15 protein-coding genes and 1 other annotated feature are annotated in these 16,499 nt (G+C 67.4%); of the genes, 12 read left to right on the top strand and 3 right to left on the bottom strand.

Features of this window, described 5'->3' with window-relative positions; genetic code table 11:
• Positions 1-21 precede the first annotated feature (21 nt).
• The gene (locus tag JNO53_RS14045; protein ID WP_203112770.1) at positions 22-1,272 is read right to left on the bottom strand and encodes a S8 family serine peptidase; all 1,251 of its coding nucleotides are present in this window, start codon (positions 1,270-1,272) and stop codon (positions 22-24) included.
• 107 nt (positions 1,273-1,379) lie between these two features.
• Here JNO53_RS14045 and JNO53_RS14040 point away from each other — a divergent pair, with 107 nt between their 5' ends.
• From JNO53_RS14040 to JNO53_RS13990, 11 genes are all read left to right on the top strand, one after another.
• A complete protein-coding gene (locus tag JNO53_RS14040) occupies positions 1,380-1,844 on the top strand; it encodes an RNA polymerase sigma factor (protein WP_238401943.1) in 465 nt (154 codons plus the stop codon).
• Positions 1,841-2,539 carry an anti-sigma factor gene (locus JNO53_RS14035; RefSeq protein WP_203112767.1) on the top strand — a complete coding sequence of 233 codons (699 nt, stop codon included), beginning with the start codon at positions 1,841-1,843 and terminating at the stop codon, positions 2,537-2,539. Before JNO53_RS14040 ends, JNO53_RS14035 begins: the two co-directional genes overlap by 4 nt.
• A 58-nt stretch (positions 2,540-2,597) precedes the next feature.
• Positions 2,598-2,651: a sequence feature (sul1 is cis-regulatory element that is thought to sense ions involved in sulfur or methionine metabolism; They are found in Alphaproteobacteria), on the top strand.
• A 90-nt stretch (positions 2,652-2,741) separates the two neighbouring features.
• Entirely contained in the window at positions 2,742-4,226 is a 1,485-nt protein-coding gene (locus JNO53_RS14030) for a SulP family inorganic anion transporter (RefSeq protein ID WP_203112764.1), read from the top strand.
• Positions 4,226-5,092, top strand: a complete 867-nt coding sequence (locus JNO53_RS14025; RefSeq protein ID WP_238401942.1) for a universal stress protein — start codon at positions 4,226-4,228, stop codon at positions 5,090-5,092. The genes JNO53_RS14030 and JNO53_RS14025 overlap by 1 nt, the downstream gene beginning before the upstream one ends.
• 59 nt (positions 5,093-5,151) lie before the next feature.
• The gene (locus tag JNO53_RS14020; RefSeq protein WP_203112761.1) at positions 5,152-7,302 is read left to right on the top strand and encodes an alpha/beta hydrolase family protein; all 2,151 of its coding nucleotides are present in this window, start codon (positions 5,152-5,154) and stop codon (positions 7,300-7,302) included.
• 85 nt (positions 7,303-7,387) lie between these two features.
• Entirely contained in the window at positions 7,388-7,978 is a 591-nt protein-coding gene (locus JNO53_RS14015; protein ID WP_338015367.1) for an RNA polymerase sigma factor, read from the top strand.
• Positions 7,944-8,957, top strand: a complete 1,014-nt coding sequence (locus tag JNO53_RS14010) for a FecR family protein (protein ID WP_203112758.1) — start codon at positions 7,944-7,946, stop codon at positions 8,955-8,957. The genes JNO53_RS14015 and JNO53_RS14010 overlap by 35 nt, the downstream gene beginning before the upstream one ends.
• Before the next feature lie 90 nt (positions 8,958-9,047).
• Positions 9,048-12,293 (top strand): TonB-dependent receptor domain-containing protein, encoded by a 3,246-nt coding sequence (locus JNO53_RS14005; protein ID WP_203112746.1) that lies wholly within the window; start codon positions 9,048-9,050, stop codon positions 12,291-12,293.
• A 150-nt stretch (positions 12,294-12,443) separates the two neighbouring features.
• Complete coding sequence (nadC, locus tag JNO53_RS14000; RefSeq protein ID WP_203112743.1) at positions 12,444-13,304, top strand: carboxylating nicotinate-nucleotide diphosphorylase; 861 nt, start codon at positions 12,444-12,446, stop codon at positions 13,302-13,304.
• Positions 13,305-13,361: 57 nt separating this feature from the next.
• Positions 13,362-13,787 carry a hypothetical protein gene (locus tag JNO53_RS13995; RefSeq protein ID WP_203112732.1) on the top strand — a complete coding sequence of 142 codons (426 nt, stop codon included), beginning with the start codon at positions 13,362-13,364 and terminating at the stop codon, positions 13,785-13,787.
• Complete coding sequence (locus tag JNO53_RS13990) at positions 13,784-14,500, top strand: ribonuclease T2 family protein (RefSeq protein ID WP_338015366.1); 717 nt, start codon at positions 13,784-13,786, stop codon at positions 14,498-14,500. The genes JNO53_RS13995 and JNO53_RS13990 overlap by 4 nt, the downstream gene beginning before the upstream one ends.
• Before the next feature lie 58 nt (positions 14,501-14,558).
• Here the strand turns inward: JNO53_RS13990 and tadA are convergent, their stop codons facing one another.
• Positions 14,559-15,014, bottom strand: coding sequence for a tRNA adenosine(34) deaminase TadA (gene tadA / locus JNO53_RS13985; protein WP_203112730.1), 456 nt, complete (start codon positions 15,012-15,014; stop codon positions 14,559-14,561).
• 133 nt (positions 15,015-15,147) lie between these two features.
• On the opposite strand from tadA, the gene rpmB reads away from it, so the two are divergent.
• A complete protein-coding gene (gene rpmB / locus JNO53_RS13980) occupies positions 15,148-15,435 on the top strand; it encodes a 50S ribosomal protein L28 (protein WP_203112728.1) in 288 nt (95 codons plus the stop codon).
• Between the two features lie 89 nt (positions 15,436-15,524).
• Here the strand turns inward: rpmB and JNO53_RS13975 are convergent, their stop codons facing one another.
• Entirely contained in the window at positions 15,525-16,496 is a 972-nt protein-coding gene (locus JNO53_RS13975) for an esterase-like activity of phytase family protein (protein WP_203112724.1), read from the bottom strand.
• Positions 16,497-16,499: the final 3 nt, after the last annotated feature.

Here is a 16,499-nt window from a genome sequence, read left to right as displayed (position 1 = left end):
CGCCCCGGGGCGCTTAATCCATCAGTCGCGAGATTTTTTCGGCACGCCCTCGCAGGAACCGCAGATCAGGCCGCGGCCATAAGTATCGTCCGGCCCCTCGCGCCCGAGGTCTTCGGCCTGCGCGTCGAGTGCCGCGCGCCAGGCGCGGCCTCGCCCGATCGCCAGCGCAGCCCGTGCTGCAACGAGCGGCGTTGCGAACGAGGTGCCGCGCAGGCGCACCCGGTCTCCCTCGGCATCGATGCCGTGAATGTCGGCGCCGGGCGCGGCATAGTCGAGATGGAGCGCACGGCCCGCCTCGATCAGCGCGCGGCGCTTGCCGTCGACCGCGGTCACTGCGACTACCCCGTCGTACGATGCGGGATAGGCGGGTGGGGCCGCCGGGCCGCCGTTGCCCACGGCTGCGACCACGACCACTCCCTTGCGCTGCGCGGCGCCGATCGCGCGTTCCAGAACCGGATTGCGCGGGCCGACCAGGCTGATCGTCACCACTTTCGAGCCCGCACCGACCAGCCAGCCGAGCCCCTTGGCCATGGCCAGCGCATTGCCCCCCGCGTCGTCGGTGCCGAAGACGTCGGCGACGCGGATCGGGCCGGCCCCGGCGTGGGCAAGCAGCGCGGCGATCGCGCTGCCGTGGTTGCTGGGGTAGGGCGCGCCCTTTGCGAAGCCGCGGACCGCGACGACCGGCGCAGCCTTGCCCGGCGCGCCGTCGATCATGCCGACCGGCGCTCCGCCGCTCGTCGCGGCCGCGGCGGCGATCGGAAGCGGCGGAGGGGGGACGGAACGGGTCGCGGCGCCCGACCGGAAGTGGAGATTGTCGGGTGCGACGCTCGCCTGCGGCATCAGCCGCGCCAGAGTGCCCTCGGCTTCGGCGAGGTCCATCCCCTCGGGCACCTGCAGTCGGACGACCGCGAAGCCGAGGCCTTCGATCTCTTCTCGCGAGAGGACGGCAAAGCCCGCCGCCTCGCCGGCCGCCAGCGCTTCGGCCGAGGCATCCATCACCAGGATCTCTCCCCGCCGCGCGGGTGCGCCGCGGGCGTCGCGCTCGATCACGTCGCGGTGCCGCCGGACGAGCCGGTCGATGGTCCGCAGCCGGTCGCGCGCGAGCTCCTCGACCGTGCCGCGGAGGTCGCGCGTCGTGCGGTCGAGCACGTCGGTTGTGGTGTCGAGCACTCCGCCGATGTCGGGCACCTGCACGCCCGGCAGCGCGATCTGTGCCGACAGGGGCGCGGCGATCAGGGCGCAGGCGGCGGAAATGAAGAAAATTCGGCGCATCGGCTGTCCCTTGTCTCGCGAAAGCGATTAAGCATGGATGAAACGCACCGGGTCGTCCGTTTAATCCGTGGAAGGCAGAGGCACTGAGCACGAAGTTCGAACAGGACTTGCTGGACCTGCTGCCCCGGCTGCGCCGTTTCGCCGCCGGGCTGGCGGGCAATCCTGCGGACGGCGACGACCTCTGCCAGATGTCGCTCGAACGCGCGCTCGCCAACCGGTCCAGGTGGCAGGAAGGTACGCGGCTCGACAGTTGGATGTACAGGATCATGCGCAACATCTGGATCGACGAGGGCCGCGCGGGGACCCGCCGCAGGCAGACCTTCGTGGACGAGGAAGCCGGTGCAAGGCAGGGCGGCGACGGCGCGCAGGAAGCCGCGGTCGAGCTGTCTTACGTCGACCGGGCGATGCAGAAACTGCCGCCCGACCAGCGCGAGGCGGTGCTGCTCGTGATGGTCGAAGGCTATGCCTACAAGGAAGCGGCGGAGATCGCCGGCTGCCCGGTCGGCACGCTCAACTCGCGCCTGGTGCGCGGGCGCGACGCGCTGATGGCGATGCTGGGAGAAACGCAATGACCGTGACACGGGAGGAACTGGCGGCTTTCGCAGACGGCGAACTGACCGGCGAACGCGCCGCGCGGGTCGCCGCTGCCGTCGCCGCCGATCCTGCGCTGGCGGGCGAGGTCGAGGCGCACCGCGCTCTCCGGGCGCGGCTGGCGGATCATTACGCGCCGGTGGCCGCGGCGCCCGTGCCCGATCGCCTCGCGGCCCTGCTGACCCGGCCGCGGGAGGCCGAAGTGGTCGACTTCGCCGAGGCGAAGGAACGCCGCGAGACGCGACGCACTATCCCGCGCTGGGGCTGGATCGTGGGACCGGCGCTGGCTGCCTCGCTCGCGCTGGTACTGCTCTTGCCGGGAAGCGGCGGCAACGGGGCGGGCTATGCCGATCCGCAGCTTGCCGCGGTGCTCGACAGTCGCCTCGTCGCCGAACAGGTGCCCGGTGCGGATACGCGCGTGCTGCTGAGTTTCCGCGCGCAGGGCGGCGAATTCTGCCGCGTCTTCAGCGGCGAAGGCGGCGGCGGGATCGCCTGCCGCGACGGGGACGGCTGGCGCCTGGAGGCCCTCGGCGAGGGCAGTGCCGGCGCTGCGACCGACTACCGCATGGCGGGCGCGAGCGACGCCGATCTTCTCGCCCGCGCGCAGGATATGGCACAAGGCCCGGCCCTCGATGCCGAAGCCGAAGCGGAGGCGAAAGCGAACGGCTGGCGCTAAGCCCCGCGGGTTCTTCGCACTTGCAGCGTGATCGTTCGCCGCCTAAGGGCCGCATTCCACCGGACCCGGCGCTGCCGGGTGGCTCGGCCCGGCGCCTATCCCCGGGACAACTTTCCAGACCGGCTTTCATCGCCGCGCATCGTGATCGCACCAGCATCGCGCCTGCGCCCGCCGGTCACCGTGTGTCGGACGTAGTTTCAAGATGATCGATATTCCCGCGCTCAGGCGCGAATGGCTTTCCAATCCCCGGCGCGATATCCTCGCCGGCACCGTCGTCGCGCTGGCGCTGATCCCCGAAGCGATCGGCTTCTCGATCATCGCCGGGGTCGACCCGCGCGTGGGGCTCTATGCCTCGTTCTCGATCGCGGTGATCATCGCGCTGGTCGGTGGACGCCCCGGCATGATTTCCGCCGCGACCGCCGCCGTTGCCGTGGTCGTCACGCCGCTGATCCGCGAGCACGGGCTCGATTACCTGTTCGCCGCGACGATCCTGATGGGCGTGATCCAGATCGTCGCCGGATACCTGCGGCTGCACCTGCTGATGCAGTACGTCTCGCGCTCGGTGATCACCGGGTTCGTCAACGCGCTCGCGATCCTGATCTTCATGGCGCAGCTTCCCGAACTGATCGGCGTGCCGATGGCGACTTACGGCTTCGTCGCCGGAGGCCTCGCCATCATCTATCTCTTCCCGCGTCTGACCCGCGCCGTTCCCTCGCCGCTGGTCGCGATCGTGGTCCTGACGGCGGTGGTTCACTACGCAGGGTTCGACGTGCGCACCGTGGGCGACATGGGCGAGCTGCCGTCCTCGCTGCCGCAGTGGCTGATTCCCGACGTGCCCTTCACGCTCGAGACGCTGCAGATCATCTTCCCCTATTCGGCGACGATGGCCGCCGTCGGCCTGCTCGAATCGATGCTGACCGCGCAGATCGTGGACGACCTGACCGACACCGGTTCGGACAAGCAGCGCGAAATGAAGGGGCAGGGCATTGCCAACTTCTTCACCGGCTTCCTCGGCGGAATGGGCGGCTGCGCGATGATCGGCCAGTCGGTGATCAACGTGAAGTCGGGCGGCGAGACGCGGCTTTCGACCTTCGTCGCCGGCTCCTTCCTGCTGTTCCTGATCGTCGTGCTCGGCCCGCTCGTCGCGCGTATCCCGATGGCGGCGCTGGTGGCGGTAATGATCATGGTTTCGATCGGCACCTTCTCGTGGCGCTCGATCCGCGACATCCGCTACCATCCCTGGCAGTCCTCGGTCGTCATGGTGGTCACCGTCGTCGTGGTGGTGTGGACCCACGATCTCGCGCGGGGCGTGCTCGCCGGCGTGATCCTCTCGGGCCTGTTTTTCGCGAGCAAGGTCAAGCGGCTGTTCACGGTCGGGAGCGAACTTTCGCCCGATGGTACGACCCGCACCTACCGTGTCGAGGGGCAGGTGTTCTTCGCCTCGTCCGACAGTTTCGTCTCGGCCTTCGATTACAAGGAGGTGGTCGACCGGGTGGTGATCGACGTCGGCCGGGCGCACTTCTGGGACATTTCCGCCGTCGGAACGCTCGACAAGGCGATCCTCAAGTTCCGGCGCGAGGGCACCGCGGTCGAGGTCGCCGCGCTCAACCCGGCCAGCGCGGCGATGATCGAGCGCTACGCCGTGCATGACAAGCCGGGCGCCGAAGCGCATTCTGGAGGGCACTGATGGGAGAGAACGCGATGGAACGGGTGCTCGCCGCGATCGACGCGTCCGCCTACACCGAAAGCGTCTGCCGCCTCGCGGCCTGGGCCGCGGCGCGGCTGGCGCTGCCGATCGAGCTGCTCCACGTCGTGCAGCGGAGCGATCCCGTCACTGCGCGGCGCGATCTGTCCGGCGCCATCGGGCTCGGGGTCAAGAGCGAGCTGATGGAGGAACTCGTCCGCCTGTCCGAAGCCGATGCCCGGGTGGAGGTTGAGAAGGGACGCGCCCTGCTCGCCGCGGGAGGGGCGCTGCTGCGCGGCGCGGGCGCGGCGAACGTCGTCCCGCTACACCGCCACGGGGGGATCGTGGAGACGATCCTCGAGCGCGAGAAAGCGGCGCGGGTCGTGGTGATCGGCAAGCGCGGTGCCAGCCATGAATTTGCCAGCGACCACGTCGGATCGAAGATCGAACGCATCGTGCGCGCGAGCAGCAAGCCGGTGCTGGTCGCCGCTCACGCATTCCATGAACCGCAGCACGTGGTGCTGGCCTACGACGGCAGTCCCGCCGCCGGACGCGCGCTGGAGCGCCTGGCGAACTCGCCGCTGTTCGCCGCATTGCCGGTGACCATGGTCATGGCCGAGGCGCGCGGGGCGGGCGACTGGGACGAGCTCGAACGCGCGGCTGCATCGATAGCCGAGGGGCGACCTGTGGAAACGCTGGTGGAACGCGGCAAGGCGGAGCAGGCGATCGGGGAGGTCGTCGCCGGCATCGACGGCGCGCTGCTGATGATGGGCGCCTACGGCCATTCCCCGATCAGGACGATGCTCGTCGGCAGCACGACGACCGCAATGATCCGCACGGTGAAAGCGCCGGTGCTCCTGGTGCGCTGACAAGCCCTTTCGGTGCCGCTAGGGTCCGGCGTTCAGGGATTGGACGAGGGGACTTTACGATGCGGAAACTGGCGGTTCTGAGCGCGAGCCTTCTGATGCTTCAGGCGCAAGCCGGGTTGGCACAGGAGCCGCAGGAAGCTCCGGAGCCCTCGGCAGAGCAGAGGCCGGAGGCCGCCATGTCGGGTTCCGCCGCCGGCGCGGACCGCAGCGGCCCCGAGCGGCGCTTCACCGGTGCGGACTTGTTCGACCTCGCCATCGCCGCCGATCCGCAGATAAGCCCCGACGGGCGCTACATCGCCTATGTCCGCCGCTCGAACGACATCATGTCCGACCGGGCGGTGAGCACGATCTGGCTGATCGACACCCGCACCGGCGAGGAAGTGCCGGTCGCCGGACGTGGGGGAGACGCCTTCGCACCCCGCTGGTCCCCCGACGGCGATCGCCTCGCCTATGCCTCGACCGAAGGCGGCAGTCCGCAGCTATGGGTGCGCTGGATGGAGGGCGGGGAGGCCGTGCGTCTCACCGGCCTGCCGACGAGTCCCTCGAACATCACCTGGTCACCCGATGGGCGCTCGATCGCCTACACCATGTTGGTCAAGCAGGATGGGCCGAAGCTCGGCGCGGCGCCCACTGACAAGCCCGAAGGCGCAGAATGGGCCGAGCCGCTCGAAGTCCACGACCTCCTCACCTACCGCGCCGACGGGCAAGGCTACATCGAGCCGGGGTTCGAGAAGGTCTTCGTCGTCCCGGCCACCGGCGGCGCGCCGCGGCAGCTCACCTTCGGCCGCTACCACGATGGCGGGCCGCTGAGCTGGTCGCCCGACGGGGGCACGCTCTACTTCGGCGCCAATCGCAATGCCGACTGGCAGACCGACCCGCTCGAGGGGGAGATCTATGCCCTCGACGTGGCGACCGGCGGCCTCACCCGGCTGACCGACCGCGACGGTCCCGACGGTAGCCCGCTCTCCTCACCCGACGGGAAACTGATCGCCTACCTCGGCTTCGATGATGCGCTGCGCGCATACGAGAACACGAATCTCTACGTCATGAATCGCGACGGATCGGGCCGCCGCAACCTGACCGCCGACTGGGATTTCAGCGCAGCCAGCATCGCCTGGGATGCTGACGGCCGAGGCATCTACGTCCAGTACGACGAGCGGGGCGAGACAAAGGTCGCGCGCGTCGGCCTGGACGGTTCGGTCAAAGAGGTGATCGGCGGACTGTCGGGCGGCGGGTTCGACCGGCCCTACACCGGCGGCAGCTTCTCGGTCGCCGCGGACGACAGCATCGCCTTTACCGGCGGAACTCCGACGCGTCCGGCGGAAGTGCAGATCGCCCGCGGCGGCAAGGCGCGCATGCTGACCGACCTCAACCGCTCGCTGCGCGAGGTGAAGGCGCTCGGCGAAGTGCGCAAGATCACGGCCGCGTCGAGCCATGACGGTCTGGAGATCGATGGCTGGCTGACGCTGCCGCCCGGTTACGTCGAGGGGCAGCGCGTGCCGCTGATCCTGGAGATTCACGGCGGACCCTTCTCCGCCTACGGCCCGCATTTCTCGACCGACAACCAGCTCTATGCCGCTGCGGGCTACGCGGTGCTTTCGGCCAATCCTCGCGGTTCGACCAGCTACGGCGAGGCCTTCGCGAACCAGATCGACAAGGCCTATCCGGGCAACGACTACTTCGACCTGATGAGCATCGTCGACCGGGCGATCGCGCTGGGCATAGCCGATCCCGACGCGCTGTTCGTCACCGGCGGCTCGGGCGGCGGCGTGCTGACGAGCTGGATCGTCGGCAAGACCCGGCGCTTCAAGGCAGCGGCGACGCAGAAGCCGGTGATCAACTGGACGACGCAGGCGCTCACCGCCGATGGCCCTGCGTTCTTCGGTCGCTACTGGCTCGGCGCCCAGCCGTGGGAGGACCACGAGACCTACTGGCGGCTCTCGCCGCTGTCGCTGGTCGGCAATGTCGAGACGCCGACGCTGGTCGTGGTCGGCAGCGAGGATTACCGCACGCCAGTCAGCGAATCCGAGCAATACTATACCGCGCTGCGCCTGCGCGGCGTGCCGACGGCGCTGGTCAAGGTACCCGGCGCCAGCCACGGCGGCATCGCGGCGCGCCCCTCGCAATCGGCCGCCAAGGCCTCGGCCATCCTCGCCTGGTTCGCCCGCTACCGCGAGGGCTGGGAGCGGCCAGCCACGACAGCGGACTGAGGGCGCCGGCAGAAATTTTTCACGCGCGCGTACGGAAATCCGTTCGCCGTGCATCGTGCCTGGAATGGGGGTGTAGCAGCGCGTCGTGAGCAGGCAGAGCCGCGAGAGGATCATGGACTGGGTGGGGAGCGAGATCCTTCCCCACGAGGGCGAGGTGCGCGCGTGGCTCCGCCGTACACTCGATCCCGCGGATATCGAGGACGTCGTGCAGGAAGCCTATTGTCAGATCGCGCGGCTCGAGGAGGTCGGCCACATCCGCAGCGGCCGCGCCTATTTCTTCACCACGGCGCGCAACGTCGTTCTCATGCAGCTCAGGCGCGCGCGGGTGGTGCGGATCGATTCAGTTACGGAAATCGACAATCTGAACATCGTTCTCGATGAACCGTCGCCCGAACGGGTGGCGGGCGGCCGCCGCGAGCTGGAGCGCGTGCGGCGACTGATCGAAGGGCTGCCCGAGCGATGCCGGAGGATATTCGAGCTGCGCAAGATTGAAGGCCTGCCGCAGCGCGAGGTCGCTCGCCGGCTGGGCGTGACCGAGCATGTGGTGGAGAACGACGTCGGCAGGGGGCTCAAACTGATTCTGCAAGCGATCGCGGAGGGGGAGCGGAACGCCGAGCAGGCACTGACGGAAATGGCACGAGATGAGCGAGCGCGAGACAGCACAGGCGATCTCTGATCGCGCGGCCGAGTGGGTCGCCCGCGTCGACCGCGAGGGCGGCGGCGCGGCCGCGCGTGCCGAGCTGGAAGCCTGGCTCGCCGGGGACGAACGTCGCCGCGGCGCCTATTTCCGCGCGCAGGCCGCGTGGCGCATGCTCGACCGTGCGAGCGTGCTGGGCGCGGGCCAGGCTCCGGCGCAGGAGGCGACGGAGGATTTGGGCGGGTTTGAGGCAAATCTGGCGCCCGCCAATCGAGGGCCGGCGCTGCAGCGCCGACGGGTTCTCTGGGGCGCCGGCGTCGCCATCGCGGCGAGCCTCGCCGCCGGCCTGTTCCTTCCCGGAATTCTCCAGCCTCCGTCGCAGCGGATCGAGACTGCGCTGGGCGAGATCCGGCGCGTGCCGCTGGAGGACGGTTCGCTCGCGGCGGTCAACACGCAGACGACGCTGGACGTCACGCTCACCCCCGAGGTGCGCGAGGTCGAGCTGGCGCGAGGCGAGGCCTGGTTCCAGGTCGCCAAAGACCGGACGCGGCCGTTTGTGGTCGAGGCCGGCGAGGTGAGGGTGAGGGCCGTCGGCACCGCCTTTGCCGTGCACCGCACGGGCACCGGGGTCGACGTCCAGGTCACCGAGGGCATCGTCGAGGTCTGGCGCGACGGGCAGGAGGGTGCGCGCCGCCGCGTTTCCGCCGGCATGCGCACGTTCGTCGGCAAGACGCGTGGCGACCCGCGGGTGGTCGCTGCCGGAAACGAGATCGACCGCTCGCTTTCATGGCGCACGGGGCAGCTCGTGTTCGAAGGCGACACGGTGGCCGAGGCCGCTGCGGCGTTCAATCGCTATAACGCGGTCAAGCTGGAGATCGCCGATCCGGCGCTGGGGCAGAAGGAGATGATCGGCCGCTTCCGCACCAACGAGCCGGACGCCTTCGCCCGCGCGGCGGCGGCGCTGCTGGGCGCCCGCGTCGAGACCGGGCCGGACCGGATCGTGCTGTCGCGAAAGTGAAAGAAAGGACCACGGGGGAAACGGAAATACCTACGTGATGCATCGTAGTCATGGGACCCGAACAACGGGCGATGACATGGGAGGGATTACATGCGGTATCGCGATCTTCGCGGCGCTCTCGCGGCTTCGGCGGCCGTCTGCGCGGTGGTCATGGCCACGCCGGCCGTGGCGCAGACGAGAACCTTCGACGTGCCGGCTCAGGCAGCAGCGACCGGTATTCCCGCCGTGGCCGCCCAGGCCGAAGTGCAGATCCTGGTCAGCGCGGCGGCGGTGCGGGGTAAGTCGATCCGCGCACTGAAAGGTGCGATGACAGTAGACCAGGCGATCCGCCGCATCGCTGCAGATGCGGGCCTTCGCGTGGTCTCGAGCGACGACCGGACTTACGCCCTCGCGCCCGCTTCGGCCCCGGCGCCGAACCCCTCGGCGAGCGCTGCCCCGGCAGCGGAGCCGCTGCGCCAGGAAGTGATCATCGTCACCGCTCAGAAGCGAGAAGAATCGATCCAGGACGTGCCGATTGCGGTGACGGCGCTTTCGAGCGAGGATCTGGATGCGCAGAAGATCGAGGGCGGTTCGGAGCTGTTGCGGGCCGTGCCGAATGTGAACTTCTCCAAGAGCAACTTCAGCATGTACAACTTCTCGATCCGCGGCATCGGGACCAAGGCCATCTCGGCCGCTTCGGATCCGGCGGTTGCAGTCAGCTTCAACAACATTCCGCTCATCCGCAATCGGCTCTTCGAGTCCGAGTTCTTCGACATGGAGCGGATCGAGGTACTGCGCGGGCCGCAGGGCACGCTCTATGGCCGCAACGCGACGGCTGGCGTCGTCAACATGATCCCCGCGCTTCCCGAATATTCGGAGTTCAGCGGACAGGTGAAGGCCGAGTCGGGCAGCTATGACACCCGCCGGCTCAGCGGTCATATCAATGTGCCGCTCGGCAATACTCTGGCGGTGCGCGCCGCGGGCATGATGACCAAGCGCGACGGCTACGATTTCAACACTTATACCAACAAGCGGGTAAACGGGCGCGACCTGTGGTCCACGCGCCTGTCAGTCGGGTGGGAGCCAAGCGACAATTTCAGCGCGAGCTTCATTTGGCAACACTTCGAGGAGGACGACAACCGCTCGCGGACGGGCAAGCAGCTGTGTACGCGCGACCCGGGGCCGACGCAGGTCGGCGAGACGACGGTACCCTACGGGTACATGCAAGCAAAGCTGAGCCAGGGCTGTCTACCGAGCACCTTGTATAGCGACGCGGCCTTCGGAGCGCCGAACTTGCGCGGTTCGTCGCAGTTCTTTGCAGCAGGCGTCGTGGCTGTCGGGCGCGATCCCATCACGCGCCAGAATGTGCAAGGCATCAGTTTCGAAACGTCTCCTTATGCCGATGTCGTTCAGTCGCGAAACTTGCGCGAGATCGAAACGAGCTATGATCCTGTATTCCGGGCAAAGAACGACATATTCCAGCTCAATCTCGAACTTGGATTGGGCAACGTCGGCCTCTATTCGCAGACGACCTTCGCAAAGGACAGCTACTACTCGTCCCAAGACTATAGCAGATTCGTGTCCGCGCCGATATTTCCGGACAGTGCCACGCTCGTCGATGCTGGCGGGAACTTACTCCCAAATCCCGGTCTGACCCCCGGAGGCGTCTACACCGATCCGCAGCTCGGTCCCTCAGACCGGTGGTTGACGGTAGACATCAGTCGCTCGGAGAACGAGCAGTGGTTTCAGGAGCTGCGCCTTCAGTCCGATATGGACGGGCCGATCAATTTCAATGTCGGCGCGAACTACCTCAACTTCGATACGCAAGATGACTACTATGTGATGAGCAATGTCTTCTCGTACATCGCGGAGCTGTTGTTCAATTCGAATGCTGACCGGCTAAGCAACGGTGTAACTACCGTGAATTGTGGGCCACCCGAAACCGAGGCGCGCGAATGCGTCTACGTCGACCCCAATCCGATCGATCAAATCAACGGCGAGGGCCATAACTATTTTCGCAGCAAGAACGTTGTTGAGATCGAGTCCTGGGGGGCGTTCGGCGAGCTCTACTGGGACGTGACCGAAAGCCTGAAGGTAACCCTTGGCGGCCGCTATACGAAAGACACCAAGACGACCACGCCGATCCCGACACAGCTCCTTCTCGGCGCCGCGAACTTCGGTCAGGACACCGGGCCCACCTCGGGTGGCTATATCAGCCGGGGCTTCCGCGAATTTCCGCCGTCGGTGCTGAAGTCGGATGCGTTCACCGGGCGCTTCGTGGTGGACTGGCAGCCGATGACGTCCTTCAGCGACGATACGCTCGTGTATGCATCCGTGTCGCGCGGATACAAGGCTGGTGGTACCAACCCGCCCCGGATCGATGTCGATCCGTCGGTCATCCAGTATGAGCCGCTTCCCGCCGATTTCGATCCCGAGTACGTCACAGCATTCGAGATCGGCACGAAAAACAGCTTTGCCGGCGGGCGCCTGTCTCTCAACGCGACGGTGTTCCTCAACCTCTATAAGGACTATCAGGTTTCGCAGATCGTCGACCGGATATCGCTCAACGAAAATTTCGATGCCACCACTTGGGGCGTCGAACTGGAAGCGGCGTGGAACCCGACGGAGCGATTCCGCGTCGACGCCACGCTGGGTTTTCTCCAAACCCGCATCGGGAACGGCGAGCAGTCGATCGATGTGATGAACCGCACCCAGGGCAACGAGGACTGGGTTTTGATCCGGCCCTCGCCGGCGGTGCCGTCGAACTGCATCGCGCCACGGGACAAAGTTGAGATCATAATGAACAGCTTCCTGGCAGTGCCCCCTGACGGCGGGCTTGCCAACTTTGCCTTGGGGTCACTTTGCGCGGGATCGCAGCGATATGGCAGCTTCGACCCGGAACGGCCGGGGCTACCGTTTCATGCGCTCTTCGGCTTCACCTATGATCCCCTCACCGATGCTCCCAACGGCGGACGCGGGTTCTTCGCGGATCTTTCGGGCAACGAGCTTCCCAACGCGCCGCACCTGACGTTCAATATCGGCGCTCAATACACAATTCCGATCGATGGCGGCGACTGGATGCTGACGCTGCGCGGCGACTACTATCGCCAATCGGAGAGCTACGCGCGGGTGTACAACACGGAAATAGACCGCTTGAAGGCATGGGATAACGTCAATGCGGCCATCACGCTCGTGCGGCCGGATGATGATTTCGCGCTGCAACTCTACGTGAAGAACGTGTTCAACGATGCGCCGATCACCGACTTCTTCCTCAACAGCGACGACACCGGCCTAACTGCCAACGTATTTACCCTCGATCCGCGGATCATCGGCTTCAGCGTGACCAAGGGGTTCTAGTACATCTCCCTCTCCCCGAGGGATCACTGGGCCGATGCCTGGCTTCTTCGAAGGCAGGCATCGGCCTTTTTGGTGTGCCGGCAGCCGCGGAATGTCTGGCCTTCGGCGGCGTCCGTTCGTAACGAGCGGGCGAGTTAGGATGGAGAAGGCATGACGTTCCGGATCGAAGGCTTCGACTTGGCCCGCTTCGTGCGCGAAACGCTGGCCGAGGATCTGGGCGAGGGGCTGCCCGGCGGCGGGCGCGATGTGACTAGCGAGAGCGTGATCCCGGCCGACGCGCGCTTTTCCGGTGCGATGGATACGCGCGATGCGATCGTGGTCGCGGGGCTGCCGATCGCCGCGGCTTTCTTCCGTGCGCTCGATCCGGAGATGGAGATCGAGGTGCTGGCGGAGGAGGGCGCCCGCGTGCCGGCCGGGACCGACGTCATGCGCCTCTCGGGCAAGGCGCGGGCCATGCTCACGGCGGAGCGCAGCGCACTCAACACCGTGCAGCACCTCTCTGGCATCGCGACGATGACGCGCGCCTATGTCGACGCGATGGGCGATGCGGACTGCGTGCTGCTCGACACCCGCAAGACGATCCCCGGCCTGCGCCATCTGGAGAAGTACGCAGTCCGCATGGGCGGGGCGCAGAACCACCGCATGGGGCTGTGGGACGCGGCGATGATCAAGGACAACCACGTCCTCGTGGCCGGCGGCGTGGCGGAGGCCGTGCGCCGCGCGCGCGAGGCCGGGGTCGCGACGATCATCTGCGAGGTCGATCGGCTCGATCAGATCGAGCCCGCTCTGGAAGCCGGTGCGCACCATCTGCTGCTCGACAACATGGATCCCGCGACGCTGCGCGCGGCGGTCGCAATGGTCGCCGGCCGCGTCCCGACCGAGGCCAGCGGCGGCATCGACCTGACGACCATCGCCGCCAAGGCCGCGACGGGAGTCGACTACGTCTCCGTCGGCCGCCTGACCCAGAGCGCGCCCGCGGCGGATATCGGGCTGGACTTCACGCCGATCTGATTGCGTCCGGCGTCCCCATGCGTATGATGCCGCTGCAAACGCAAAGAGGGGGATAATATGCGGCCGCAATCCATCAAGATGTTCGACTACCTGCTGCTCGGCTCACTGGCGCTGGGCGTGGTGAACTTCGTGTTCAGTTTCGGCGATACTATGGAAGTCCTCCGGTCCGACCCGGCCGTGGCCCAGACGGGTCTCGGGGCAGGTTTCGCGATCGGCGTTTTCGCCGTCGGGATGGGCATTACACTGCTGCTGTGGTTCCTCATTTCCCGCATGCGCAGCAAGATCGCGAAGTGGATACTCATCGCATTTACCGTTCTGGGAATCATCATGCTCCCGGGATCGCTTGCGCAAATGTCCAGTGTCGCGATGATCGCATCGGTCGTGATCACGGTAATGCAGGTGGCCGCGATTTACTTCCTTTTCCGACCGGACGCGAAAGACTGGCTCGACCGGAAGGAAGTCGACTTCACTACGTTCGAGTGAATTCGCGCCGGGCCGCCGCCGCCGTCGGGGCAGGATTTCTGATCGCGGCCATAGCCGTGCCGGCGCACGGTCAGGCCTATCAGTGCCAGGTGCCGCGCAGCGTCTGGGTGCCCGAGGTCGCGCGGGAGGGGCCGGCGCGGCAGGTGCCGGTGCGGGGGTATACGCTGGCGCTGTCGTGGTCGCCGGAATTCTGCAAGGGGCGCGAGGGGCGGGCGGCGCAGCGCATGCAGTGTTCCGGCCGCAATGGCCGCTTCGGATTCGTGGTCCACGGGCTATGGCCGGAGGGGCACAAGACGTGGCCACAGTGGTGCCAAACCGCGCGTCGTGCGTCGCCCGCCGAAGTGCGGCGGAACCTGTGCATGATGCCCTCCGCGTCGCTGGCGGCGCGCCAGTGGGTGAAGCACGGGAGTTGCATGGTCGCGAGGCCCGAGACGTACTTCAAGGTCACCCGCATCCTCTGGAACAGCCTCCGCTTTCCCGACATGGACCGGCTCTCGCGGCGGGAGGGTCTGACGGCGGGCACGATCCGCGAGCATTTCCTCCTCGCCAACCGCGGCTGGCGCGCGGATGCGGTGGGGGTCCATCTCGACGGACGGGGTTGGCTGGAGGAGTTGCGGCTCTGCTACGGCAAGGATTTCCGGCCGGCGAAATGCGATGCCCGGCGGTATGGGGCGAAGGATGGAACGCGGGTGAAGGTGTGGCGAGGGTTATAGCTCGCAGGGGTGCATCACCCTCCTTCCTGGGATGACGGACCAGTTAAGCCGCTGAAACCTACCGCCGTTCGCGGAAGAAGGCGCGTAGCAGGTCCGCCGCTTCGGCTTCGCCCATGCCGGAGTAGACTTCCGGCCGGTGCAGGCTCTGCGGATGATCGAACACGCGCGCGCCATGTTCGACCGCACCGCCCTTGGGGTCCGGTGCGGCGTAGTAGAGGCGGGCGATGCGCGCATGGACGATCGCGCCGGCGCACATGGCGCAGGGCTCCAGCGTGACCCACAGCTCGCAGCCTGTCAGCCGCTCGTCGCCGAGCGCGGAGGCGGCGGCGCGGATCGCGGCAATCTCGGCATGGGCGGTCGGATCGTGCGCCGCGCGCGGGGCGTTGCGCCCTTCGCCGAGGATCGCGCCATCGCGCACGACGACCGCACCGATCGGCACTTCGCCGGCATCCGCGGCCTCTTGCGCGAGGGCCAATGCGCGTTGCATGGGGGCGGGGATCGGCCAGCGGCTCATGACATCCGGGGCTAGCCGCACCCCGCGCGGGGCGCAACGCGCTTGACGATTCGCATGGGCCCCGCTAAGCGCGCCGCTTTCCGGGACAGGCATGGCCTACAGTCCCATCAGATCACGAACGAGAGATTTTCCCATGTCGCGCATCTGCGAACTGACCGGCAAGGGCCGCCAGGTCGGCCACAACGTGAGCCACGCCAACAACAAGACCAAGCGTGTCTTCCTGCCGAACCTGCAGCACGTCACGCTGATGAGCGAGAAGCTGGACCGCAGCTTCAAGTTCCGCGTCTCGACGCACGGCCTGCGTTCGGTGGAGCACAACGGCGGCCTCGACAACTGGCTGCTCAAGACCCGCGACGAGAAGCTCAGCGCGCGCGCGCTCAAGGTGAAGCGCGAGCTCAAGAAGACCGAAGCGGCCGCCTGATCCGGACGGCGCCTGCGGGCGCCTCCCCGCGACAGGATTTCGAAAAGGGCGTGCGAAGCGATTCGCGCGCCCTTTCGCTGTGTCCGGCGTCAGGGCGTCCAGCGCAGGCGGTAGAGCAGCGTGCGCTGGAGGACGGCGTTGTTGTCGTCGCTGATGAGCCAGACGGTCACCGATCCGTCTGCGCGAGGGACGGCCGCGATCCCTTCGAAGTTGTCGGCCGGCAGCGGCGCCGCGATCGCGCCGATCTCGCGCCCGCGCCAGACCTCGTCGGCGCGGATCTCCTCCGGATCGGCCACCGCGATGCGCACCGCGAAAGCATAGGGCAGCCCCAGCGTGACGGCCCGGTGGAGGATCAATACCCGTCCGTCGGGCAGCGGTGCGGCATCGACCGGGCGATAGCCTGCTGGCGGCGCGTAGCGGAATTCGACCGGCGCGGCACCTTCCACCGGATCGCCGGGGAACAGCAGGGCCTCGTGGCGCTGCTCCGACCAGTCGGGGCGCCCTTCCTGCAGAACAAGAAAACGTCCGTCGGGCAGGCGCGCCAGCCCCTCCGGTCCGCCATTGCTCGACCACCGGCGCATGGCGGGTGGCGAAACCGATTCGCCCTCGACAAGTGTAGGGCCGAAGCGGACGATCGAATTGCGCCCTTCGTAGGCGACCCAGATGCGGTCCGCGGCCGGGTCGCTGGCGAGCGCCTCGGCGTCTACCGCGTGCTTGTTCTCGGTAGCCTCACCGCCAATTGCGCCAAATTCGGGCACGCTCGGCGCAGCACTGGGCGGGGCGAAGCGCAGGAAACGTCCGCGGTCGCTGGCGGCGAGAAGGCGCCCGTCCGGCAAAGCGAGCAGGGCGGAATAGCCGCCGAAGTGGCTGTTCGTGCTGCGCAGTTCCCACACCCCCTCGATCGCCAGTTCGCCAATGCGGTCCCGGCCGATCTCGACGGGTGTGATTTCGAGGATAGGGCGGAAATCCTCCGCTGGCGGCGTGCGCAGCCAAGTGGTCGGTGCCGCAAGCACCACGACCGCGAAGATCGCCAGGAGCCGGATTCGTGTGGGGCGCCGCATGGC

Origin of the sequence: Altererythrobacter sp. C41, assembly GCF_016803135.1 — a bacterium.
Lineage (GTDB): Bacteria > Pseudomonadota > Alphaproteobacteria > Sphingomonadales > Sphingomonadaceae > Pelagerythrobacter.
This window is presented reverse-complemented; position numbering and strand designations above follow the sequence as displayed.

What these genes read in the sequence shown, in the direction of transcription:
- JNO53_RS14045 (WP_203112770.1), bottom strand. Translation starts at nt 1,272, where the DNA reads ATGCGCCGAATTTTCTTCATTTCCGCCGCCTGCGCCCTGATCGCCGCG.
- JNO53_RS14035 (WP_203112767.1), top strand. Translation starts at nt 1,841, where the DNA reads ATGACCGTGACACGGGAGGAACTGGCGGCTTTCGCAGACGGCGAACTG.
- JNO53_RS14030 (WP_203112764.1), top strand. Translation starts at nt 2,742, where the DNA reads ATGATCGATATTCCCGCGCTCAGGCGCGAATGGCTTTCCAATCCCCGG.
- JNO53_RS14025 (WP_238401942.1), top strand. Translation starts at nt 4,226, where the DNA reads ATGGGAGAGAACGCGATGGAACGGGTGCTCGCCGCGATCGACGCGTCC.
- JNO53_RS14020 (WP_203112761.1), top strand. Translation starts at nt 5,152, where the DNA reads ATGCGGAAACTGGCGGTTCTGAGCGCGAGCCTTCTGATGCTTCAGGCG.
- JNO53_RS14010 (WP_203112758.1), top strand. Translation starts at nt 7,944, where the DNA reads ATGAGCGAGCGCGAGACAGCACAGGCGATCTCTGATCGCGCGGCCGAG.
- JNO53_RS14005 (WP_203112746.1), top strand. Translation starts at nt 9,048, where the DNA reads ATGCGGTATCGCGATCTTCGCGGCGCTCTCGCGGCTTCGGCGGCCGTC.
- nadC (WP_203112743.1), top strand. Translation starts at nt 12,444, where the DNA reads ATGACGTTCCGGATCGAAGGCTTCGACTTGGCCCGCTTCGTGCGCGAA.
- JNO53_RS13995 (WP_203112732.1), top strand. Translation starts at nt 13,362, where the DNA reads ATGCGGCCGCAATCCATCAAGATGTTCGACTACCTGCTGCTCGGCTCA.
- tadA (WP_203112730.1), bottom strand. Translation starts at nt 15,014, where the DNA reads ATGAGCCGCTGGCCGATCCCCGCCCCCATGCAACGCGCATTGGCCCTC.
- rpmB (WP_203112728.1), top strand. Translation starts at nt 15,148, where the DNA reads ATGTCGCGCATCTGCGAACTGACCGGCAAGGGCCGCCAGGTCGGCCAC.
- JNO53_RS13975 (WP_203112724.1), bottom strand. Translation starts at nt 16,496, where the DNA reads ATGCGGCGCCCCACACGAATCCGGCTCCTGGCGATCTTCGCGGTCGTG.